This window comes from Trichocoleus sp. Lan (genome assembly GCF_039961855.1).
Lineage (GTDB): Bacteria > Cyanobacteriota > Cyanobacteriia > Cyanobacteriales > FACHB-T130 > FACHB-T130.
Genome location: NZ_JAMPKA010000035.1, coordinates 36,366 through 59,910, shown reverse-complemented (window position 1 = coordinate 59,910; position 23,545 = coordinate 36,366). Strand labels below are relative to the sequence as shown.

The 23,545-nt window shown below is 45.3% G+C and carries 12 protein-coding genes and 2 pseudogenes; 11 read left to right on the top strand and 3 right to left on the bottom strand.

Annotation, left to right across the window (positions count from 1 at the left end; genetic code table 11):
* Window positions 1-136: 136 nt before the first annotated feature.
* Both NDA03_RS24055 and NDA03_RS24050 read left to right on the top strand, forming a co-directional pair.
* The gene (locus tag NDA03_RS24055) at window positions 137-1,771 is read left to right on the top strand and encodes a hypothetical protein (RefSeq protein WP_348239375.1); all 1,635 of its coding nucleotides are present in this window, start codon (window positions 137-139) and stop codon (window positions 1,769-1,771) included.
* A 260-nt stretch (window positions 1,772-2,031) separates the two neighbouring features.
* Entirely contained in the window at window positions 2,032-2,688 is a 657-nt protein-coding gene (locus NDA03_RS24050) for a site-specific integrase (protein WP_348239374.1), read from the top strand.
* Between the two features lie 124 nt (window positions 2,689-2,812).
* Here NDA03_RS24050 and NDA03_RS24045 read toward each other — a convergent pair whose 3' ends face one another.
* Window positions 2,813-3,091, bottom strand: coding sequence for a type I restriction-modification enzyme R subunit C-terminal domain-containing protein (locus NDA03_RS24045; protein ID WP_348239373.1), 279 nt, complete (start codon window positions 3,089-3,091; stop codon window positions 2,813-2,815).
* Window positions 3,092-3,125: 34 nt separating this feature from the next.
* On the opposite strand from NDA03_RS24045, the gene NDA03_RS24040 reads away from it, so the two are divergent.
* A protein-coding gene (locus NDA03_RS24040; RefSeq protein ID WP_348239372.1) for an IS1 family transposase occupies window positions 3,126-3,817 on the top strand; the annotation gives its coding sequence in 2 pieces (ribosomal slippage) (window positions 3,126-3,456 and window positions 3,456-3,817; 693 coding nt in all).
* 267 nt (window positions 3,818-4,084) lie between these two features.
* On the opposite strand, the gene NDA03_RS24035 is transcribed toward NDA03_RS24040, so the two are convergent.
* The gene (locus NDA03_RS24035; RefSeq protein WP_348239371.1) at window positions 4,085-4,399 is read right to left on the bottom strand and encodes a transposase family protein; all 315 of its coding nucleotides are present in this window, start codon (window positions 4,397-4,399) and stop codon (window positions 4,085-4,087) included.
* Between the two features lie 581 nt (window positions 4,400-4,980).
* Here NDA03_RS24035 and NDA03_RS24030 point away from each other — a divergent pair.
* From NDA03_RS24030 to NDA03_RS24005, 6 genes and pseudogenes are all read left to right on the top strand, one after another.
* Complete coding sequence (locus NDA03_RS24030) at window positions 4,981-6,363, top strand: hypothetical protein (protein WP_348239370.1); 1,383 nt, start codon at window positions 4,981-4,983, stop codon at window positions 6,361-6,363.
* Window positions 6,364-6,422: 59 nt separating this feature from the next.
* Window positions 6,423-13,292 carry a LamG-like jellyroll fold domain-containing protein gene (locus NDA03_RS24025; RefSeq protein WP_348239369.1) on the top strand — a complete coding sequence of 2,290 codons (6,870 nt, stop codon included), beginning with the start codon at window positions 6,423-6,425 and terminating at the stop codon, window positions 13,290-13,292.
* A gap of 232 nt (window positions 13,293-13,524) precedes the next feature.
* Window positions 13,525-14,643 carry a pentapeptide repeat-containing protein gene (locus NDA03_RS24020; RefSeq protein ID WP_348239368.1) on the top strand — a complete coding sequence of 373 codons (1,119 nt, stop codon included), beginning with the start codon at window positions 13,525-13,527 and terminating at the stop codon, window positions 14,641-14,643.
* 858 nt (window positions 14,644-15,501) lie between these two features.
* On the top strand, window positions 15,502-16,143 hold the full coding sequence (locus NDA03_RS24015; RefSeq protein ID WP_348239367.1) for a C1 family peptidase: 642 nt from the start codon (window positions 15,502-15,504) through the stop codon (window positions 16,141-16,143).
* Window positions 16,144-17,277: 1,134 nt separating this feature from the next.
* Window positions 17,278-17,880: pseudogene (locus tag NDA03_RS24010) on the top strand (IS5 family transposase); the annotation flags it as partial.
* Window positions 17,881-18,168: 288 nt separating this feature from the next.
* Window positions 18,169-19,038 carry a leucine-rich repeat domain-containing protein gene (locus NDA03_RS24005; RefSeq protein ID WP_348239366.1) on the top strand — a complete coding sequence of 290 codons (870 nt, stop codon included), beginning with the start codon at window positions 18,169-18,171 and terminating at the stop codon, window positions 19,036-19,038.
* Here the strand turns inward: NDA03_RS24005 and NDA03_RS24000 are convergent.
* A pseudogene (locus NDA03_RS24000) lies at window positions 19,031-19,165 on the bottom strand (IS1 family transposase); the annotation flags it as partial. The gene NDA03_RS24005 and the pseudogene NDA03_RS24000 overlap by 8 nt on opposite strands.
* Window positions 19,166-19,796: 631 nt before the next feature.
* Here NDA03_RS24000 and NDA03_RS23995 point away from each other — a divergent pair.
* Both NDA03_RS23995 and cas3 read left to right on the top strand, forming a co-directional pair.
* Complete coding sequence (locus NDA03_RS23995) at window positions 19,797-20,783, top strand: WYL domain-containing protein (protein ID WP_348239365.1); 987 nt, start codon at window positions 19,797-19,799, stop codon at window positions 20,781-20,783.
* Between the two features lie 11 nt (window positions 20,784-20,794).
* The gene (gene cas3 / locus NDA03_RS23990; RefSeq protein ID WP_348239364.1) at window positions 20,795-23,509 is read left to right on the top strand and encodes a CRISPR-associated helicase Cas3'; all 2,715 of its coding nucleotides are present in this window, start codon (window positions 20,795-20,797) and stop codon (window positions 23,507-23,509) included.
* Window positions 23,510-23,545 lie beyond the last annotated feature (36 nt).

Genomic DNA, 23,545 nt, shown 5'->3' with positions numbered 1-23,545 from the left:
CTCTTGCTAAATGTTTCAGAATTTGTAATTCTACATCCATTGCCCTACTTACCTTCCAGAGTTTTTTCTTTTAATCCTTTTATTCAGAATACTCGGAAAGTGACAGAAGAGGGTTAAGAATGATGGTTAATCCCCTGTGCTGGGTCGGGATGATTTTGGCAGGATTCGCAGTCGGTTTATCGATATTTCTCAGGAGGTCGAGGCAGTGAACCCAAAGCTAATCATGTTGTCTGCTTTAAGCCTGGGTATCATTGGTTCGGCTGTCGGAGTTCAAGGAAGTTTCGACGGCAAGCTTCACTACTGTCAGCCGGTTGCCAATGGTTGTTTAGAAGCCTCTGTACCCGACTGGTTTCAACTCCCAAATTCTGCTGTCAACGTGCGACGAACCCCAGGCGCTGCGGGGTGGAAGTTGTGTGGTGCATTCCTGGGTGTTGCTGGATTCTCAGTGTCAATGGCAATAGCAAGAGCGCTGGCACAAGCCGAATCGAAACAGCAGAAGTACCAGAGCATTTGGGAGGGCGTTAATTTACAAAAACTCAAGGTGCAAGCACAGGCAGAACTGGAATCCTTTAATGCTCGAACCATGCTTCAAGCAGCTGAACAATCCTATGCTGCATTGGCACCCTACCAAGAGCCGCTGGAAGCTGAAGTCGTAACAGAAGCAATCACCCCAGATACCCAGGCGGCTCCTGTACCTCAACCTCAAGCTCAACCCCCGCAACCAACAGACCCCCGCGAGAAATTAACCCAGTTGATACAAGAACACGAAGGGGGATGGATTGGGCAGCTGATGAAAAAGCCCGTACTCATCTATGGAGATATGGGCAGTTATAAATCCTACTTCGCTGCCTTTCTCTCCCTAGTGCGTCACTACTTGCACAGTCACAAAATCATTGGCATCACCGACCCGCACTTTCACCAGAATCAAACTGAAGCTTGGAAGTATCTCGTAAAATTGGCAGTTGTTGGTTATGGCAGCGGTCATAATTACGCACAGGTTGGGGAAGCACTCTTCGCCATGTACGAGCGCTTTACGACTCGCACCCAAAAAGACCAGTGGCTCACCTCCATCTGGGATGAAGTGACCAACTACAACCAATATGAAGAATGTAAAGAACCTGCATCCTTATTCATTCGGAAGGTACTGACCGACCCTCGAAAGGCAGCAGAAGCCCCCATCTTGATAGCCCATGACAATACCCTGCAAGCACTGGGAGGCGGTGAGGGAATTAGTAAGGCGAAGAATAGAGGACTCATTCAGATTGAGTTGTATAGCGACTCTGAGAATCAACCTTTATTCCGAGGGCGGATCTCTGGGATTAAGACTGACTCCGGCGAAACCATTGAGGGGCAGGAAATCAGTATCAAGCCTGAGTGGATTCGACCGGAGTCTGTGTGGAATTTATTTCAGCAATCCAAGAATCAGGAGGAAGGGGACGCCCCTAGTTCAACGGGCGTTCCCGAACCCGGTCAGAACGTTCCCGAACCGGGTCAGAATGTTGAAGAACCCACTGATGTAGAACGTTTGGAACGTCTAATGGGTTTAGGTTCCAGCAATACAGAACCTCCAGAACCCATCCAGATAGCAGACCCTCTCAGCCCAAAAATTGAATCTTGGGTAAGAGGCTCCGTGGTGGCGAAAAGGCGTTCGGGAATGGCAAAGGATGCCATCATCGAGCGCATCTGGGGAACCAAGAAAGGCGGAAGCGAGAAATACAGGGCGGCTAAGGAAAGGTTGGAAAAGATATTGGGTGAGGCAGGACTGACTTGAGAGGATACAAGCTCCTGCGTTGTTCAGGAGCTTTCTTCTAGGTCGTAGTTTGTGGCGAGAGTCTGTACTGCATCTCTTTGCAATTCCCACTGCTTTCAAAATCTGCATTTTGAAATTCACAGCTTACCTCGGCACTTCGGCACTGAATCTAGTTCTATTGAATCCCAAAAAATCCGGGTCCAATTGGAACAGCATTTGGGGCTAGACAGGCTACCCCCTACTGCCGTTAAATCAGGTGCAGTGAAGCGGGAGTAGTCAGGTTGAAAGTAGACCGACACGGGCAAGCGAAGATTCTTTCCCAAACTGAAATTCAATTGCTATTCAGCGAAGGATTTCAGACAGAACGCGATCGCGCTCTGTTTGCCGTCGCCCTATTTAGTGCTTGCAGAATTAATGAAGCTTGCACCCTTTTAACCCAAGACATTTACGACACTAAGCACCGGGTGCGTCCCTACCTGTTAATTAGAAAAGCCAACACCAAAGGGCAATTGGACACCCGTACCATCCCGATCATTGAAGACCTGCGCTCCATCCTCGCCACCTATCAACCAGTTGCAGGGGATGTGTATTTATTTCCTGGTCGGTTCAATGCTGGACACATCAACCCCGACTCCGCCGCCCGGATATTGAGAAAAGCGAGTCAGCGGGTCGGAATTGAAGGAGCCTCAACGCACTCTTTTCGACGCACGGCTCTAACTCAGATGAGCAATGCAGGAATTCCATTGCGCGTCATCGCCGCTTACTCAGGACACCGCGACTTATCCCAACTGTCAGCGTACCTGGAAGTTAGAGACGAACAAATCTTGGGAGCCGCCGCCACCCTATCAATGCTCTCTCCGATTGTCGGGCAGGTCGGGAAAGTCCAGTATTCCGACATCCCAATTTCTTTGGGGAAAGAGCAGATGGAGCGCCCCTAAAATGATTGCCCTTTCAATGTCACAAGTCGCTGTCACGCTACCCCAAATTCTGCCTCTACAGTTTCGTTAAAGGAGCGCACGAGCGAGATAAATTGGTCGGCGTCGTTGTCTGTGAACATCCCATCTAAGCCTTCTGGATGCGAGTCGGTGAAGGGAGGCTCATGCTGAAGTTGCCCCCCTTTAGGCACGTTGTGAAAGCCGGCTTCGCTTCGTTGCGATCTAACCCTACAAGCTTGCGAATAAAAAGCTTAAGGCTCACGTCTTTGCCATACACTTCCTCGAAACGTTCGCGACTTTCAATCTCCTGTGCGCCGAAGAGCATCTGCTCCAAAGACTCTAAATCGGATGGGGTTAGAGGTGCATTTCGCTTGAGCTTGGCGATCGCCAGACGATTTTCAGGCATTGCATAATAGAGGGATGAATTAGGGTGGGTTTTGATGCAATGCCCAGACTGTCAATCTACTCATATCCGTAAAAACGGCAAGAGAAGGGGTAAGCAAAATTACATATGTGTTAGTTGTCGCCGTCAGTTTATCGAGCGCTACACTATGGCTCAAGGATACAGTGACGACATCAAGCAGCAATGCTTACGGATGTATGTCAATGGCATGGGCTTTCGAGGGATTGAACGAGTGACAGGTGTTCACCATACGACTGTCATCTACTGGGTCAAACAGGTTGGAGAACACCTGCCTGATGCGTATGATCCTGAAGTGGTTCCACAAGTCGGTGAACTTGATGAACTGGAAACCTTTGTCGGGGCTAAAAAAACAAAATCTGGCTGTGGACAGCGGTAGACCACTTTAGAGCAGGCATTTTAGGTTGGGTGTTAGGTGACCATAGTGCAAAGACGTTTGCACCGTTGTGGGCAATCGTTGGAGCATGGCAATGTTATTTCTATGTCACTGATGGTTGGAGTGTTTATCCAGGATTTATTCCATTGGGAGATCAGATTGTGAGCAAAACCTACATGACACGAGTCGAAGGTGAGAATACACGTTTGCGGCACTATCTAGCACGATTACATCGCAAAACATTGTGTTATTCCAAATCCCAAGAAATGCTGAGACATTCAATCCGCTTGTTACTTCACTACTTGAGATTTGGAGATGTCCCGATTCCTGCTTGATTCCTCCCACTATTCAGCAACGCCGATTTTCATTACCCCGAATATAAGCCTCGACTTTCTTCCGGTATTGGTATGGACTAAAGCCCTTTTTTTGATAAGGGGACGTTCACCTCGCGAATCTCTCCTTGTATCTTGGAAGTCGGAGTAAACCAATGTATTGCGACTCACACCACAAAACAAATCCTGGCTCAATTTTGCCCCTGCCGCACCACCTAAGTACAGAGCAATCTCATACAACTGTTTCCCTAAACGTTGCGTTCGTCGGACTCACAGTGCCATCCCACTGAGTATCCGTTCGGTAAAAATCCGACGCTGACAGGGAGCACTGTAACAGAAAAACTTTCGCACTTTCACCTGAAGCGCGATCTCGTAGTCTGCCCATGACAGATCAGCTAACCGACGAATATAGTGGCTATGCACTCGATGGGTTGACTGTCCACAGAGCCGACAAGCATTTGTCGGCTGGATGAAGCAACCAAAGAAAACGATGCGACGATGGTCGCGACCTAATTCAAAATTATGAAGTTTTAGCTGTTCTTGATTAGGTAGTAATTCGTTGAACAGTTTCGCAGTAGAGTTCATCCTTCTATTTTGACAGCCGATTTACTCAAACTAGACAAAAACCTGTAACTGACGCCTTATAAGACGCAAAGTCTTTCGGTATAACTACTTTCTTAAAGTTTTATTTCTAATAGGTGTGTTAGTTAAGTTTACAGGCTTTAATAGTCGATACGTAATTTTACTGATAGTGATTTCATTTCAAAAACAAAGACCAGTCAGGAATTTTGGTAAATTTTAATATAATGTATTATCTGTGAAAAATGAACTGTTTTTCTTGTCTTTCATTTATGTTTTGAACTGTTTTACTTTAAGTTAAAGAAGGGGTGCTTTACCTTGAGAAGTGCTCATTATAACTAAATGATCGTAAGTTTTCAATTGCTAAAAATAATCCTTTTAGGACATAGCTATTAGGCTTAAAGGCAAGCAACTAACTAGTTTTATTGCTCTAATTAGTGTGGGATGGATGGCAGTAGAACGCCTTATCTCGTTGCTTAGGAGCCTCCAATACCGTGCACGATCGATTTCAACAATGCTGTCATAATACTAAATTGTACAAATCATTGTCATACCCGTTATATGGCTTTACAGTGAGAAGTAAAGTTATGATTGAGATTATCGGATCTATCAGGCTCAACCCAATTAAAGTTTTTCGCACTCAAAGTCCAATAGTTGGAAAAATGGTTTTAGTTTCGAATTTCGATTCATTAATCGCTAATTCGACAGAAAGGCTGTTCAACTTGAATACAAAAGACGTTTCCCCTAACTCATCAGACTATCCAAATTTGCCACCAGTTAAGGAGTTTTTGATAAATTGGCATACGCCAATTGGAGAACAATCTGGCTTCAAAGAAATATCTGGCTTCGAATATGATGAAGGCAAGATATTTATAACTGAGGGTTCAAACCTCTGGCAACTAGACCGTGATGGGGCAGTTATAGATCCAGAGAAAAAAACGATCAAGGTTTGGAAGAATATCGAAGTGAAAACGAAGCTACTTCCACCAATTCAATATGGTGATTTCATATTTGTATTGGAAACCGACGGAGAATTACACCAAATCAACAAACTTAACGGTCACAGGGAATCCCGAAAATGGGGAGGAGAAAAAGGAATAGCCTCCCATGTCCCTATTCTGGGTAAAGATTCGCTTTACTATATTAGAGGCAATATTCTCTATGCAGTTAACTTAGATTACCTTCAAGAGGCGTGGACATCAGAATTAAAAACTAATGTGCAGTTTGAAATCTATAGCGGCTATTTCCAAACATGGATGTCCTCTCTCTCGCCATTACCAGTTTTGTTGTTAAAGACTCTTCTACTTATTCCTTTTGCTGCTGATACAACTGGAGTAAATGGGGCTAACATCTTTTCCTACTTAAGTTCACATCTTGGCAAACAGGAAACAAATTCATTTGCTTGGCTAGCTAGCTTCTTCACAGCAAATTTTATATCCGGAAAATTAGACCTTCCCAAAACAACGATTGAAAACCATAGCTTGAGAGGCGCTAACCAATGCGCTTTGCTAACAATCAACGGATGGGAGGCAGGAAACGACTTAGCCATCTTTTTCGGTATTGAAAACAAATGGACTGTGAGGCCAGGGATACCGGATGCTCCAGTGGAGCAGCCGGTATTGGGGTTAATTCTTCTGAAAGATGATGAACAAATAGAAATATCCTACGTACCCTTTGAAGAGCTTCAAGGAGCTTCAAGTGTTTTCATTTCGCAGGTGTCCGAAACCAAAAATGGAGCTACTTTCTGGCTTGCATTTTCCTCATCTTTGCTTTTTGTGGAGCTAACTCTGGAGGAATCAGGCGACCTGACAAAAGTCATTCATAAGAATTTTTTATGTGATGGATTACAGATGACGTGTCCACCTGTTCTAGGTGTAAATGAAATTGCTTATGTCGGAGGCAAAGACAACAAAAATGGCGACTATTGGATAGCAGCTTTCAACCTTCGAAGTACAGAATTCGTTAGCTGATTCAAATTAGCTAAAGACTTTCAGTTGAACAAAACAATTAAACAACAGGTAAACATACGATGACAGAACCTCTTTGGCAGCACGATCCGATAAGATTTATCGAGGCACCTCCAGTTTTATGCGGAGATGTTATGGTAGTCTCCACTTCACAGGAGTTGCTTGGTGTCGATCTATATACAGGTGAAGCGCGCTGGAAGAAAAATATTTCTAACGGAGGGATTCGGGAGATTTCCTACTACGGAGGCTCAATCTTCTTTTTAGGATACATCGTTGATTTCAATCCAACCACTGGTGGTAATTCAGAAAACGATGATGGTTGGGGTGGGCATTCCGAACAAGCGGAGAACCAACTAATTGGATTAGATGCTGGCACTGGAAATTATCTAAACAACTGGTCGAGTGTATCTACCAATCAACCTGGGTTAAGTCAGGTGCTGATCGAATCTGGCATGCTGATTCTCAGAGATAAAAAAAATCTGTACGGCTATGATGCCCATCCTGACGCCAAGGAAGCACTGAGATGGAGTGTAGGTTGGCAGACTATAGTTTCAGATACGGACAGTTCACCTGGACCTATTGGACTCGGAAACGATGCAGTTTTTTTCGTCGCTGGCAATGAACTTTTAGGGGTCAATGTTCGTTCAGGACAGGTACGCTGGCGTTTTCAACCATCTTTAGATGATTTGCCGCAAGATAAGTTACACATGCCCTTGGTGGGAGATGGCTTGGTTATTGTTACTGGCAACAATGCGATCTATGCGCGAGATTGGATAACTGGAGCAGAGAGATGGACATATTCCACTGGTGTCCAAGCTTGGAATACACCAGTAGTTTCATGGGATGGCGGGTGTATCTTTGCAACTTCGTCAACCACTGGAGATGTGATCGGTTTGACTACTGAGTCAGGTGAGGTTTTCTGGCAGTCATCCCTTGAAGATCTAGCGCGTGAGAAAAACGTCGCAGGTCAGTCAGGCGGTTTCCTCCGGCCAATTATTAATACGGATGTAGTTGAACAAGATATAGAATCAGGGCACCTAAAATCAGAAAATCGCGTTTTTCTACCCGCTCGCGCAGGTGCTGTATTTATCCTCGATGTTAACGTTAATAACACCAAAGCTAATTTGGCTATAAACGAACGTTTTGAGGTCGTAGTGAGTGATGATGTTGATGAAGTGAATGGAATAGAATTCACTCCTGTCATTGGTAATGGCTGCATATATATGGTAGATGCTAGGAATGATCACCAGATTGTTGCCAAGACATACTCCCCACACCGCGCTGCATATTTTTCGGGTGATGGCAACTCTCGACTCTCAATTCCAGTACGCTCTAGCTTCAATTTTGGTTTAGACGACTTCAGTTTGGAGGTATGGGTTAGAACGACAGTCGGTGGAGATGTAATCACCCAATCGCCAAGTACAAGCGGTACGGGATTTAGACTTGCTGTTGTGAATCAGCCTGATGGAATCATTGCTGAAAATTATGGGGAAGGGCGAATCCAATTCACGATTGCCGATGAGAAAGCACAAGTGTTGCTCTTTGTTCAATCTGCGGCAACTGTAGTTGCAGATGGCTCCTGGCACCATATTGCGGTGGCGCGCTCTGGGTTAGATATCGATATGTATGCGGATGGAATACACCTACCGATCAACAAGATGATCTATCAGGAATTAGTTCCTGCCGAAGAGCGCGCAAGACTTTCTAAGGGTGTGCAATACTTCCCTCCAGAACTTTTGTCTGAAAATATCAAGATTCCCGCTGTTGGTAATTCTGTTGAGCCGATCTGCATCGGGTCTTATTCACCAAGCGACGGCGCTTTTGTAGACGACACCGCAAAGGATTACAGCGGCATGATAGCTGATGTCCGATTGTGGAATCGACGACTCAATGCCAAGCAGATTACGAACCGGATGGGCAAACTGCTTACGGGGCAGGAGCCTGGGCTGATCGGAGATTGGCCTCTTAATCAACCAAATCCTAGTGATTTCAAAGACCTCACGACTGACCAGAAACTGGGACTTGAAAATACTAAAGGTGTCCTGACAAAGCCTACCAATCTCTCGTTTGATGACAGTCTTTACCCATACCTACTCAATCACGTCAGCCCGAAATGGCCTTATAAAGAGCGTTGGATGGTACGCGGAGAGGATGCACCAAAGTGGTCTCCTGCTGGTGCTGGTGAGGTGGTCTGTTTTTCTACTGATCGGGCTTTTTATGCCATTGACCTCATTCATGGAAACCGCAAATGGGGTCGGGATATGGGTAATCCTTCCGCACCCGCTGCGGACTTGTCTGGTTGCATCGTTCTAGAGGATACTACTGTTCGCTCCTTTGAATTAGAGAAAGGAGTAGAACAATGGTTTACTGACTTAAGTGCACAAACTAACCCGACTGGAGAGCGTATTCCCTCTTCGCCGATACCTGTATTAATGCAACAGTACGCTGTGGTATCAGCAGATGGCATAAATATTTACTGGCTAAATAAGCGAACGGGAGCAGTGATAGGTTACTTCCAAACGCCCTCAAGCGTAGGTAGTTCAATCTATGCTACTAAAGATCAGGTCTACATGATCGCTGGCAATACACTTTACCGCTTTGAGCAGCCGTCTAAAGACAATGGCAACACTCCACTAACGCCATCTGCTAGAGCTGTGCTTCAAGGAAGCGGTGATAGTAGCCTCTGTATAGATGGTGGACGTCTGTTCGTTCATAACGGTGAATGGGTTGAGATACTTGATGCGATGACATTGCAAAAGCCTGAAAATCTTGCGTGGAATCCATCTTCGTTAACAGGGCAGACAATTACTGGAATGGCTGCTTCTGCCAGTGCAAATCGACTAGTGATAACGACCAAATCTTCTGTGTTGTTCTGGGATTTTGGATCTGGAAAACAGGTTAAGGCATTTGACATACCAAACATTTCTAGTCCTTCTGTCTTTGCACCTGTTATCTATGGCAAAGAAGTTTATTGCACTGTTGCAGGCAGCACTGGATCTGTTGCAGGAGGACTATGGATTTTCGATCTACAATCTGGCGACTTGCGAGGGCAAGAGGAAGTTGAGTCTCCTCCAGTAGGCGCACCTTATGTTAATTCACAAACGGTCTTTTTTGGTGTTAATGATAACGGAGCGAGTAACCATTTAGACCACGAAGCGCTCCATTCTGTGGTTGTTGGTAATACTCTGACGCTAAGGCGCAGAAAAGGTACTCCTGCAATTGAGGTACCAGGGATCGAACCAGTATTTTCTGGGCCAGACAGCGAGGGTAGTAACGCCTTCAATGAAGGGCACTTTACATTAGAAGTCTGGATTAATGCAGAGTCTGCTTCCGCCGGGGATATCCTTTATCTGCCACCTGGAAAAGACAACGCAGGTTTCCGGTTGGCCGTTACGGACAATAGCCAAATTATTGCTGAGCATCTCAAGCCTAACAACGCCACTAAATTTACAAGCCAACCGACCAAGGTTGCTGATGGTCGCTGGCATCATGTGGCGGCGGTTTTTCGCGTCAATGATAAGAGTCAACAGATGGCTTACCTTTACCTCGACGGAAAACCGCTTACTGGGGTGGCCCATACCCCATTAACTGCCGTTCCCGAGGCGCAGGTGGATCGGAAGGTTGCTATAGGTGGAGATCGTGCAAGTGCGTTTGAAGGACTCATAGATGATGTTCGAGTTTGGGCAACATGGTTACACGCCGCTGAAATTTCGTTGCGTAAAAATACGAAGCTAACTGGTGCCGAGCCAGATTTGCTGGCTGCTTGGACATTTTCCACCAATGCAGTGCACGATGCTTCTCTGAACCAGCTCAATGTTGATGAAACGCAAGATCTTGATCTGTGGTTGTCAGATCTCAGCTTTGTCCAACCGAATTACCCATATATAACGGCTAAATCAGTTGGTGTGGAAATTGATGAGGAGATAGCTCTCGAAGGCAATGGCGCAACGATTAAAACGGCTAAATACAAAACAGAAATTTCGGTGAGGAAAGCCGATGGTTCACCACGCCCTAGCACAGTTAAGATCTGGGCAAGCGAACCAACTGATATTTCATCCGAAACAAATTCTGGCAGTCAGCCGGTAAACGCAACGGTGTTTGCAGAATTTACTGTTGGTTCAGATGGGAAACTGGAGCTAAATCTATCCTGCAAAGACCTTGAGCATAGCCCGGTTCTATGGATTTGGGCCGACTTTATGTACCCAAACGAACGGTTCCACGTTTCCCCTGCTGTCGCAAGCCAGCACCATGTCATCGCACCACCACCGAAGCTAATAGCCCAATCAACCATGATTCAGGACTATGACTATGCGTCGGGAGATAGCCTCGGGACACACAACGGTACCCCCGGTGATTACACGCCCAATGGCAATGTGGATATCACAACGATTCGGACCACGATTACAGCTGAAACTAACCAAGGTGATTCAATTCCCAAGCAGTCGTTGGAGATTTGGGCAAATGGACATCTAACTATTGAAGTGGGTTCAAAAAGCTACGAAATAAACAAAGAGAACTCGGCCAAATTCATAACCGATGCTGCCGGTACACTGACCGTGGTTATTCACGAGAAGTCGTCTGAGGTAAACTTGCTGGGTACACCGGAGTTACAAGTGCGCGCTGGCTGGATGCCCCGCTCTCAACGAGTTGTCATCAGTCCAGCCGAAAACCAGCACCAAATTTTGTCACAGGTGACTGGCGATCAGATTATAGGCGACCATCAGCTAGAACCCGGTAAGCCAACGCAGACACTAATCACAAAGCTTAAAGGCGATAATCCGGATGCGGCAAAACAGCAGGCACCTGCTATTGCCTCGACACTTCGACAAATGGCGAGTGTAGTCAATAAACCTGCATCGGTGTCGAATAGTGCAGCTGGTTCTGCCCCAGGTAGTTCCACCATTCCGCAAACGGGCGCAGAATTGCCAAATCCGGACTTACATCCTGCCGATCGCGTGAGTACTCTCCATTCACTTGGACACATGGGGGGTGATATACCGATCACGCCGGAGTACATGCCTGCTAAGCATTTTGTCTTCTCACTCAATGGTGATGGAACTTGTACCTACAAGCTTTGCCACACTGAGGAAGATTTGGATGACCACTTGCAATCCTTGAACCTACCAGCATCGAACGAACTATTCGGTGGTGTTGGGTATATAGGTGATGATGATCCTGCCGGTGGCTGGTTTAACAGCCTAGCAGGCTCTATTAGCCAAGCTTTTCATGCAGTAGAACATAGTGTGGAAAAAGCTTGGGATCGGGCACAACACTTCGTTGTGAAGACATGGGATGAGATTAAAGAAGATGTAGGGCAGGTTATCCATCAGGTTGAGGTTGTTATTGCTGATGCTGCTAATGCAATCGGCAAGTGGGTTGTTAAGACAGTGAACGACATTGCTAACCACATTGTTGCTTTTCTAGACAAGGTTTGGGTAGCCTTAAAAGACATTTACAACTTTCTGCGCTCCCTACTTGATTGGAAAGGAATCTTGAAAGTTCGAGATCTAATCGAAACCTCATTCAATCACTTTTTAGATGTTCTGGGGACATCTGCGGCTGAAACCATTCCTAAGAATATCAACGCTGTTTTCAGTACTGCCAAAGAGCAAATTGCTAAGGGGCTGGGTGTACAGCCAGCACCATTTGCTGGATCACTGGCAAGTCAAAAGGATCAGCTATCTGGTGATGGTGCTGCATACGTTTCTCATGGGAAAAGTAGCAAGGGACAATGGATGCAGCAGAAAATGCAAAAGCATGATAACTCCACGCAAAAAATAAGCTATGGTGCTGGAGATGCAACACTAGCGGCTCCCTTTGGTGGCTCGTTCAATACTTCCAAGTATGGAGCGAACATCGAAGAAGACTTCAAAAGGGTTATTGACGATTTTTTAAACATCTTGCAACAGCCTGGAGGCATCACACACTTGACGGTGCCTGAGATTCTTCAGATTGTTTACGATGTCATCAACGTGTCCTTTGACATCGCTGAGGATTTGATCCTTGGTGTGGTTAGCATTGCCTCAGAATTGATTGAGTTTATCAAGGAGGTTCTGAATCACGAGATACATATCCCATTTATTTCAGAACTCTATAAGCTGGTTTCAGGTCATGAACTCACTATTCTGGACGTTGTTTCCCTAATTCTTGCCATTCCAACTCACACCATTCTGGTAATTTTTGATATCAACATTCCTGAAGATGCTGCTGCTATTGTGAGTAGTGCAACTTTCATGGAAAATCCAGATGCTGCGGGCTCTGCTCAAACATCTACGAAACTGTTTTGCATACTTTTTATAATTTCTTCAGTGGTACAGGGAGGCGTTGCTTGTATCACGAACGTGGTTGAGGGTATTGTCAAAGGAGACAATCCTAATCTTGAAGAGGTTGAGGTTCCTGGTTGGCAAAAATGGCTAACAGTGGGTTATTATTTCTGCGCTATCACGTCAGCATCGTTTCAGTTCGTTGCGCGACACCTTTACTTTGGGTGGCCTAGCCCTACCAGTTCCATTTCAAAAGCGTTCAGTTACATGCCACCAGTTACTGTCCTTTGTTATCTGGCTCTTATCGGGCTCAAATTGGGTCCAACTGGAAACTCTGGAGGCTTTCTCCAGTCTCTAAAAAATTCCTCTATAGGAAGAAGACGGGAATTTGTCCTCACTGTTATGGGATTAGCCTTGCTAGGTGTAGGTGTTGCTGGCTTGGCAACTACCGACTCAGGGAAACCAGAATATGGAGAAAATGCAGTGAATACAAGTTCGTCTATCGACATTGTTTGTGCTTTTCTTCTCTACCAGCCAATTTGCGTGGCGACTCAAACTGAAGTGAATGTCCCACTGTCTGCTGCTGGGAAAGGAGCTATCAGTCTTGTTGTTTATAGCATATGCAACACAGCAATAGAAGGAAGCATGGGAATTGCAAAGGCAGAATAAGCCTCTGCTACCCATGCTTAGGCTCATGAATCTCATCAATCCGTAAACTGTAGGGGCGGACTTAGTAGACTAATTGCATCTTGGAAGGGATTTGACGGCAAAACCCGCCTCTACCAAATATCAAACTTATTTAATTCCCATTCCTTAGCAGCACTATTAGCTTGGGAAGGAAAGAGAAGGCATGATTTTAGAACTTGTGCTGCCAAGGCAATAATTCAAATCTTAGGAGCAGATGATGGTTGAAGTGAGCAATACTGGCAATGTTAACAGTCAACTTGTCGGGCCGCCAGTGAATTCGATTATGCCCGATCAGCTTAAAGCTCCCCAGTTTTGGGAAGCAGTGGCGTTTTATTTTACGAAACAGTCTAATCCGATGGCACCGGCAGCAAACGGTGTTAATTGGTCTGGTGTGGACAAGGCTGGGGTTGATCTTACCAATGCAAACTTGAATGGTGCAACGCTAATCAGCATTAATCTAGAAAACGCGAAATTGGTTGGCGCAAAGCTCAACGGGGCCGCGTTGATTCAGGCAAATATTGCTGGAGCCGATTTTTCGGATGCTTCAACAACAGCGGCAATATTCTCGAAGGCTGCTGCACAGAAGTCTATTTTTACACGTGCTTCTCTTGTGGGAGCAGATTTCACTAGCGCTGATCTGACTGGAGCAGTTCTGACTGGAGCAGTTCTGACTGGAGCAGTTCTGACTGGAGCAGTTCTGACTGGAGCAGTTCTGACTGGAGCAGTTCTGACGGGCCTAAATCTGGCGGGTCTAAATCTGGCGAGAGCAAATCTGACTGGAGCAAATCTGACTGGAGCAAATCTAACAGGAGCAGTTCTGGAGAGAGCAGTTCTGGGAGGAGCAAATCTGATGGGAGCAAATCTGGCGAGAGCAAATCTGATTGGAGCAAATCTGACTGGAGCAAATCTAACAGGAGCAGTTCTGGAGGGAGCAGTTCTGACTGGAGCAGTTCTGGAGGGAGCAAATCTGATGGGAGCAAATCTGGGGGGAGCAGTTCTGGGGGGAGCAAATCTGATGGGAGCAAATCTGGGGGGAGCAGTTCTGGGGGGAGCAGTTCTGACTGGAGCAGTTCTGGGGGGAGCAAATCTGGCAGGAGCAAATCTGGCAGGAGCAAATCTGAGTGAAACAAATCTGAATGAAACAAATCTGAATGAAACAAATCTGACTAGAGCAAATCTAACAGGAGCAGATCTGGGGAGCGCAAATCTGACTGGAGCAAATCTAACAGGAGCAGATTTGAGGGGAGCAGATCTAACAGGAGCAGATTTGAGGGGAGCAGATCGGACGGGAGCAAATCTGACTGGAGCAAATCTGACTGAAGCACTTTTTTGACGGAACTGCGATTGGAGGGACAAGGAGTAAATCTGATGGAATCAAATTTGAGGAGAGTAGATTTGACAAGCAAATAGAATTGAGCCGAAATACTTGTACATGAATTTTATGTTACACAAGCTTACACGCCTTGCTCTATTTAATTTTCATTGATTTTAAGCGGGGGCTGCATCGCCGTCTCTAGGGGTTGTGTAATGTTCTGTAAATTCGGCACATAGTCTCCAAAATGCTTGACGTGCCTTGTGATGGAAGGACTAGTGGCTGCAAGTGTCTCTCAGTTTAGCCGGCGGCCTTCTGCACTTAAGATTTGAATTACCCACGAAAAATCGACTGCGTTTTGCAAGGTGACAGCACAGGCAACGACATCCGGATATTTGAGACGTTTCTCCTACTCTTCAAGGTAATTTTCTAGGATACCCCCATCCTTACCAGACCCAAGAAAAGCCAACTCAAAAATTGATTCAAGCCTTCCACGATGTTCGCGCACACTGTAATCTACTGTCGTAACTCTCAGTCAGAAATATACTGCAACAAAAAGACGGTTTGTACCACCTGCCTAACTTTTGCAAGCTTGGTAGAGCTTGTTTGTGCGGCTATAACTACTGAGCTTGCGGACACTTCTTTTACGCCTTTATATAGCAACGGAGACAAAATGGTCGCTAAGAGCAACTATCCCGTAGGCTATAGCGAGACAGTTTGACCCTTTAAGCGTCTAATCAAAGTAGTCACTTAAAGCTTTACTCTGTGATAGTTTCAGCCTTGCGACCACCATTTCTCTCTCTCTTTACAAAGGTGACTATGGTATCCCTACGCACAACTGCTCCACCTATTCGATGCCAGCAAGGACTTAACTCCTGCATGGCGATTGTTATCTGCGATGCAATATGGATGTACCTCCAACTGAACCTAGCGGGTTCCACTTCCGCCGAACTGTTTGCTCCTTCGCCACTATTCCTTTATTACAACGCCCGAAAGTCTACTGGTAATGAAAATCACAATATTCCAGTTTCCCCGTCAGCCGCGATCGCAGCATTAGAAGAATTTGGAGTCTGTCCCGAGAGGTCCTGGCGTTACGATGTCACCCGATGGCGCGATCGTCCTTCTCAGGAAGCTTTCAACGCTGCACGATGTTTATGTAATATATCCTGTGAAAAACTTGAGCAAGATATTGACTTGCTTATTGGAAGCCTGACAGAAGGACGGCCGTTTTGGTTTTGCCTACGGTTATATTATTCAAACATGCACAAGTTCGATCGTGGCGAAATTAAGTGTGGGGAACTGTTGCCGAGGCCAGAGATTAATGAAAATCCTGTGCGGAACCATGCGATGCTCGCTATCGGTTACGATGTTGCTACCAACTCCTTCGAGGTTCGTAATTCGTTTGGTCAGGAATGGGGAGACTCGGGACATATCTGGATACCAGCTGATTATATGCTAAATAAAGCAAGCTGCTATGCGTTTTGGCACATCAAAGGTTTGACTTTTAGTCCCATCTATTGAGAAGGCAGTGCATTCAGTAGAGGAACAACTGATTCGGGCTACAGCTTTAATGTTAAGACCGCACTTCTAGGAGAATAAGCAATGAGATACGTTCGGAGTTGCCCTCATTAACGACTTCATGCAAGCGCCGATAATCAAAAACCAAAAATTTACCGTCCTGAAAATTTCGCTGTTCTCCATCTACAAACATATAAGAATTTCCACCACTTTGGAGGCAGAGAGAGGCCGTGACAAAAGGGTTCCGATGTCGATGCGGTTTGATTCTTCCTCCGGGCGAAAGGAAGGAAGGAAAAGGAATACGCTTGAACTGAAGGTATTGATTCCAATATTTCTACTGTACGTGGTACAATTTTCCGATTCTTGAAGCAGATTTCATCGCTAATTACTATTCGGTCTTCAGGCTCACTCTTTAAGGGAAATACCTTCCATAATCCACTAGCTGCCCGTCCATCAAGAATTGGCATTGAGAACTGACACGATACTATTGCCTCGTCCCGAATTGCTGTCCAATGCCTCTGAATACTTGTTAATTCAGGATAGTTGGCGAGGGACTCCATGAAAGATGAGGGTAAAATCAAGAATGGCTCCTTATGTAAACTTATTTTTGCTAATTTTAGCAACGGATGTTGTTAGCGAATAAAATACAGTTAATTAAAGAGTAAGCACAAAAATGAATCATCTACTAACATAGCAAGCATGGATTTTTGATAGGCAAGAAGTTGTATAACTCAGATCTTGCACCTCATGAGCTGAATGTCTTATCCCTGCCTCTGTACCAGCATTCGCTTTTGTTTGACTTCCTCAAGAAGCGGAGCGACAGCAATCTTGGACAGGCAAGTTTCGAGTACGACTGTATTAAATTAAAGCAAAATAATTAAAAGGTTTCGGGTCAAGCCCAGAGGATGTTTTAAAAGGGTTAACTTGGGTTCTGAAAGCTACCTTAGTAGGAGAATACATAACCTCAAAACCTCATTCCGTCGTAGTATATCCTCAGTAGTTGAGGTAGTCAAAGTCGGACAAGGAGACTTTTAAAACATCCTCCCAGATCCGCGGACAAGAGTATCTTAAGTTATAGACATTTTTTTTATCTCTAAAAGGTAATTTTAGCATCATCTATTTAAACTCTCTTAAACGACAGTTTATGGTTATTTTCGTAGATGGCACAAAGATGGGACTTGGCTTGTGGTACATGACAAGCTGTACCAGTGGGTTAGGGTTGCATCTGGGCGTGAACCCAGCCCCTCAGAAGCAGCAGTTGACAGCCAATCAGTGGAAACAGCAACCATGATATCCCAAGAGGTAGGTTACGATGCTGCTAAACAAATACACGGGCGTAAAAGACATCTAAGCGTTGATTTATTAGGGCTAGTTCTACGGGTTTTGGTTACCTCTGCAAGTCTTCCAGAACGTCAAGGAGCAAAACTTGTCCTTAAACGAGTTCATGATACGGGGAATCAGGTCAAGCGTTTACACACTATCTGGATGGATGGAGGATACCGGGGAGCAGAATTTATGCGATGGGTGATGGATATGTTTCGATGGATTGTTGAAATTGTTCTTAGACCTTTGGAAAAAAAAGGTTTTGTCCATTTACCCAAGCGTTGGGTTGTAGAGCGAACTTTTGGTTGGCTGAATTGGTGTCGGCGCTTAAGTAAAGACTATGAACGCCTACCAGAAACCTCGGAAACTTTTATTTATATTGCCATGATTCGTATTATGGTTCGACGACTCGCATAATCTATGACTTGCTTCGACTTTTAAAACATCCTCTATGATGTCATACAATCTTTTTTAATGTCAATTGATTAGAAAAGACTTAATTGGGTGAGTTCAAGCCTAGTAATTATAATTGAAACTGTTGATTATTTAATCATTAGCCAAAAAATAAGACTGCTGCTAAAAAATTTCATAACTTCCTGTCTCTGCTACTTTTTTTAATTGTTATGATTCTAAGTTATGGAAATCAATAATGCGGAAAATAAGAATGATGTTATGTAGTAGTTGTTAGCGTAGAAATACAAAGAAATGGTACTCCGCAAGCTTCTAGATAAAAATGCTCAAACCTCGCAACGAGTGCGATCGCTCTCAATGCAGGGGGTGACAACGTTGGCAGCACTAGCACTGACTCTTGGAATCAATACGGTGCCTGCTTTTGCGGCACCGTCCAAGCAAACCGAAAATTTCCACAACTTTGCTGACTGGTGCAAAAATCAAGCTAGTCTTTCTATTGATGCTAAACAAACTGTAACAGCGTTATTGAAAGTGGCAGGTACGGCTGAATGCGATCGCGCGTCAGCAGTTCTTTCCAAGCGCACTGCGCTCTTCCTCAGCAGGCGTCGGATCGCAGAGCTTAGCCCTCTATCAAGTCTAACAAATCTCACCTACCTCGACCTCAACTTTAATAAAATAAAGAATATCAAGCCCTTATCTAAATTAAGAAACCTCAAAGAACTCTATCTTAATAACAATCAAATCGCAGATATTAGCTCCGTTAACCAATTGAATAAGCTCACTGTCCTTATCCTTGGTAGCAATCAAATTAAGGATATTAGTCCCATTAAGCAACTAACTAATCTTACCGGACTCAATATTAGCAGCAATCAAATTGCAGACATCAGCCCCCTTCAAAACTTGAGCAACTTGGCTGAAATCTACATCGAAGATAATCAAATTAAAGATATCACCCCCCTATCAAACCTCACTAACCTGACCGTAATCTATGCCGAAAACAATCAAATTGTAGATATTAGTCCTTTATCAAAATTGACCAAACTTACCTATCTCTACCTCAATAACAATCAAATTACGGACACTACCCCTCTAAAGGGGCTTACCAATATCGCTGGACTTGATTTGCGAGGAAATCCAGTTGCAAATAAGGGTAGTGCTAAGTAATTAATGATGCATTGTAGTGATGAATAAAATACCAAATAGCACCAATATGATTCTCGACGGATTTTGAGAAAGATAAGGTTTTGCGGACTAAGCGACACACCTGTTGCCTCAAGATATTAGACCTCCTGCATGAATGGTCAAGTAGTGTGCCAGTTCACGATCGAGATTGCACAATAAGGGAGTAGACCCGCATCAAGACGCTGGGGAGTTGGTATGCCGTATACGCTTTTGTATAGTAATCGAGAAAAAATGGTCGCTAAGAGCAACTGTCCCATTTTCAATGTTTGGTTCCGCTAAATCAGTCGGGCTATACCAACGTAAAATCAAACTTTTGCCGCATTAACTGTCCCGTTTACAGTCCAAAATGGGACAGTTGGTACCGTTAAGTATTTAATCGAGATAATCGTCAAAAGCTTTATAGCGCAAGCTTCGCAGCCTTAGCGACCAAAATTTCTCCATTGCTATACAAAGGCGTAAATGGGACAGTCGCCATCCCGAACAACGATTTTTCGGCATTACAGACCTCTAGGCAGTGAGCGGTCAGATATCAAAATGGGACAGTTCCTTCTGATTCCTCACTAACGACCAAAATTTTTCCATTGTTAAGACTAAGCCAAGCAGACATTTTGGAAGGCGAACGCCAGTTTTGATTGTAAAAACAACCAATTATTCACAAATTCCCTATTAAATTCTGAGGCGGCAACGTTTTTGCCGGGTACTCTCTGTAGCATAAAACTACTTCTTTACAGAGGTATCCAATGACTAGGCGGCTGGAACGCTTGCTGAAACTTGATGATCTACTGCGAACATCAGCTCGTCCAACGACAGCATATTTAATGGCTGAGTTGGAGGTTAAAGAACGTACTGTCAGAAATGAACTCGCATTCTTGCGCGATCGCTTCAATGCCCCAATTGCCTTTGACCGAAAGCGTGGATTTCATTACACCGATCCAGATTGGCGTTTGCCAACGATTCCATTAACCCAAGGTGAACTATTTGCTTTAACTCTAGGAGCCAGGATGCTGGAAGCCCATATCGGGACAGCCTATCAATCTATCTTGCAATCTGCAATTGGGCAGTTGAGTCAACGCCTACCTGAACAAACTTGGGTAGATTTGCAATCATTGGTTGATGAGCGAATCGCTTTTAAATCTGGAGCTAATGTTCAACTGGATGTACAGATTTGGCAACAAGTAGAAGAATCGTGCCGAACCCGTCATCGTATTTGGATGCAGTACTTTGTACCCGATCGTAATGAAGTGAGTGAGCGACAATGCGACCCCTATCTTATCTACTTGTGTCGTGGCAACCCCTACTTGATTAGCTACTGCTGGTTACGACAAGACATTCGTTGGTTCCGCATCGACCGTATTCAAGCTCTGAAGATTTTGGATGAAACGTTTGACGTAAATCCGGATTTTGACCCGAAGCAGTACTTTACCAAAATCTTTCAGTTTGAAGTAGGTGGGGAACCTCAACAAGTTGCTATTTGGTTTGACACGTCAGTGGCTAACTATATCCGTGAGCGCCTCTGGCATAACAGCCAAACCATTGAGGAACATCCAGATGGTTCCATAACCCTGAACTTAACTGTGTCTGGCATGAATGATGTCAAGCGCTGGGTTTTAGGTTACGGCAAGGCAGCGAGGGTATTAGCCCCTCCCCAACTTGTGAAATCGCTTCACCAGGAGGTCGCAGGGATGTTTAACCAGTATCACATTACCGAAAAAACTTCTGAAGCCTAATCAAGATTTACATGAACGAGAAATTTTGGGCAAAAACAGGGCAAGGTGAATTTCAAGAAGATGGCTCACCTAAATATCATCCAGTGATTTGTCACTTGGCAGACACCGCAGCAGTGGCGATGGAGATTGTGCGCCATTATCTCAGCCGAAGTGCAATTGCTAGGTTAGAGATGGGGCTTGGGTTAAAGGAAGAAGCATTAATTCGATGTTGTGGATTTCTTGCGGGTTGCCATGACCTTGGCAAGGTCAGTCCAGCTTTTCAGTTCCAAGTTCCTGAAGTTGGGAAGATACTAGCAGGAGAGAGCTTATACGACCTCTGGTCATCCTTACCGCGTGAACTCACGGATAGAAGGGCACCTCATGGCATCGTCACAGCAGCAACACTGCCGGACTTTCTTTTAGAAGCAGGCATTGGTAGCAAGTTATCGGAACGTTTAGCCAAACGTTTGGCAAGGAAATTATCAGCGATCGTCGGTGGGCATCACGGCTTTTTTCCATCCGCTGCTGAGATCAAAAATCTCGATCGAGTTATTTCTGGTACTGAGGAGCGTAGCTCTTGGCGACAATTCAGTAAAACTATTTTTGAGCAACTGCAAAGCTTTGTTGGACTAACGGCTGATGATTTACCTATTGAGTGCAGCAATGCAGCCGCCATGCTACTGGCTGGTCTGACGACGGTATCGGACTGGATTGCTTCAAATGCTGAATGCTTTCCCTATGCCGATGACAAGCCCTTTGAAGACTATGCCGAAGAGCTTTCCACAAAGGCGAAAGCTGCTCTAACTAAAATGGGGTGGACTCAACTCTCGACAGGACAACCCCTAACCTTTAATGAGCTATTCCCCTCAATTACAGAACTAAGACCACTTCAGCAAAAAGCAATCGCCATAGCCCCTCAACTGGAACCACCTTGTCTAGTGCTAGTAGAAGCTTCGATGGGGGAGGGTAAGACAGAGGTAGCGCTCTATCTGGCAGATACACTGCAACACCAAGCTAGCGCAGGAGGTTTCTATATAGGGTTGCCCACTCAGGCGACCAGCAACGCCATGTGGAAACGGGTAGAGGAGTTCCTCAAGCAACGATACCCGCAAGAGACAGTCAATTTAACGCTGAGTCATTCCGCCGCCGCGCTCAAAACAGATTACTTGAAATCCGTTTGTCGCTTGAACCAAGTTTATGACGAAGAAAAGCGAGTCGTCGCAAGCGAGTGGCACACGGCTCGTAAACGCACGTTACTCAGCCCCTATGGAGTGGGAACACTAGATCAGGGATTGATGGGTGTGGTGCGATCGCGCCATCAGTTCGTTCGCTTATTTGGTCTGGCAGGGCGCGTTGTGATTATAGATGAGATTCACGCTTATGACATCTATACCAGCACACTCTTAGAACGATTTTTGGAATGGGCAGCCGTTCTAGGTTCACCTGTGATAGCTCTATCGGCAACGCTACCCGCGGGAACCAGAAAAGCTTTGGTAAATGCTTATGCTAGGGGGTGTGGCGACCCTGAGCCTGAGTTTCCTACATCTGCTTATCCTCGCATTACAGCAATGACTCAGGGCAAGGTTACAGTGCAAACTTTTAACCCTTCAAGCCATGTCCAACGATCGCTTCAAATTCAATGGGTTGCTGATAGCGAGTGGATGGCATCACTACAACGGCTTCTAAAAGATGGCGGTTGTGTTGCCGTGATTTGCTCAACCGTTGGTCGCGCTCAAAAAGTCTTCCAACGATTGCAAGCACATTTCCCTGCTGAAGAATTGGGGCTGTTTCATGGACGTTTCCTTTTCATTGACCGAGAGCAGATTGAGGCTGATTGTTTACAGAAGTTTGGAAAGGAAGAGTTGGGGCAGGCAAGCTCACGTCCCCATCGTTTCATCTTGGTCGCTACCCAGGTAATTGAACAAAGTCTGGATGTTGATTTTGACCTGATGATTAGCGACCTTGCCCCAATTGATTTGCTCCTGCAACGGTCAGGACGATTACATCGACACGATCGCCAACGTCCAAGCTTGCTGAAACAGCCAACCTTATGGCTTGTGGAGCCAACCTTGAACGAGAAGGGCAAGGCTCAGTTTAGCGAAGCAGGCATTATCTACGATCGCCACGTCTTACTCCGCACTTGGTTACGGCTACGCCACCAAACCACAGTTGGACTACCAGAGGAAACAGATCGCTTAATTGAGGCTGTATATGACTTAGACGCTGTTATTCCCACAGCCTTGGAAGCCGTTCATGTTGAAGATTGGCAGGAATCCCTAGAGATACACAAGCGCGAAGAACGAGAGTTGAAGGAAACGAAAGCGAACAAGGTCAAAATTCCTCCTCCGATTGAAGAGATTGACCCCGAGCAGTTCACTCGTCAGGGTGAACAAGACGATGATAAGGCGATCACCACATTGACCCGGTTAGGAAGACCTTCTATCACAGTAGTCTTTCTGCAAAAAACTGAATCAGGGCTAATACTTCCCCGGAACCAGCAGCGCGTCGATTTAGAGGATGAGCCAGATTTAGAACAGATTCGAGAGCTGTTGGCGCACAGTACCCGAATTGCAACACAAGGATTAGTAGAAAAACTCGCTGTCCAGCCTCCCCCAATAACCTGGAAATCTGCACTGTTGCGGCATTGTCGTTATGTTGTTCTCAATGCCGAAGGTATGACTCAAGTGGGCGAATGGCTATTGCGATTGGACGAGCAATTGGGGGTAGTGATTGAGCGCTTAAAGTAAGCAGCAGACACCAAAAAACGATGACATTACCGTTGT

Coding starts and splice junctions, on each gene's coding strand:
- NDA03_RS24035 (WP_348239371.1), bottom strand. CDS start 4,399: ATGAACTCTACTGCGAAACTGTTCAACGAATTACTACCTAATCAAGAA.
- NDA03_RS23995 (WP_348239365.1), top strand. CDS start 19,797: ATGACTAGGCGGCTGGAACGCTTGCTGAAACTTGATGATCTACTGCGA.
- NDA03_RS24045 (WP_348239373.1), bottom strand. CDS start 3,091: ATGCCTGAAAATCGTCTGGCGATCGCCAAGCTCAAGCGAAATGCACCT.
- NDA03_RS24020 (WP_348239368.1), top strand. CDS start 13,525: ATGATGGTTGAAGTGAGCAATACTGGCAATGTTAACAGTCAACTTGTC.
- NDA03_RS24005 (WP_348239366.1), top strand. CDS start 18,169: ATGGTACTCCGCAAGCTTCTAGATAAAAATGCTCAAACCTCGCAACGA.
- NDA03_RS24025 (WP_348239369.1), top strand. CDS start 6,423: ATGACAGAACCTCTTTGGCAGCACGATCCGATAAGATTTATCGAGGCA.
- NDA03_RS24030 (WP_348239370.1), top strand. CDS start 4,981: ATGATTGAGATTATCGGATCTATCAGGCTCAACCCAATTAAAGTTTTT.
- cas3 (WP_348239364.1), top strand. CDS start 20,795: ATGAACGAGAAATTTTGGGCAAAAACAGGGCAAGGTGAATTTCAAGAA.
- NDA03_RS24015 (WP_348239367.1), top strand. CDS start 15,502: ATGGCGATTGTTATCTGCGATGCAATATGGATGTACCTCCAACTGAAC.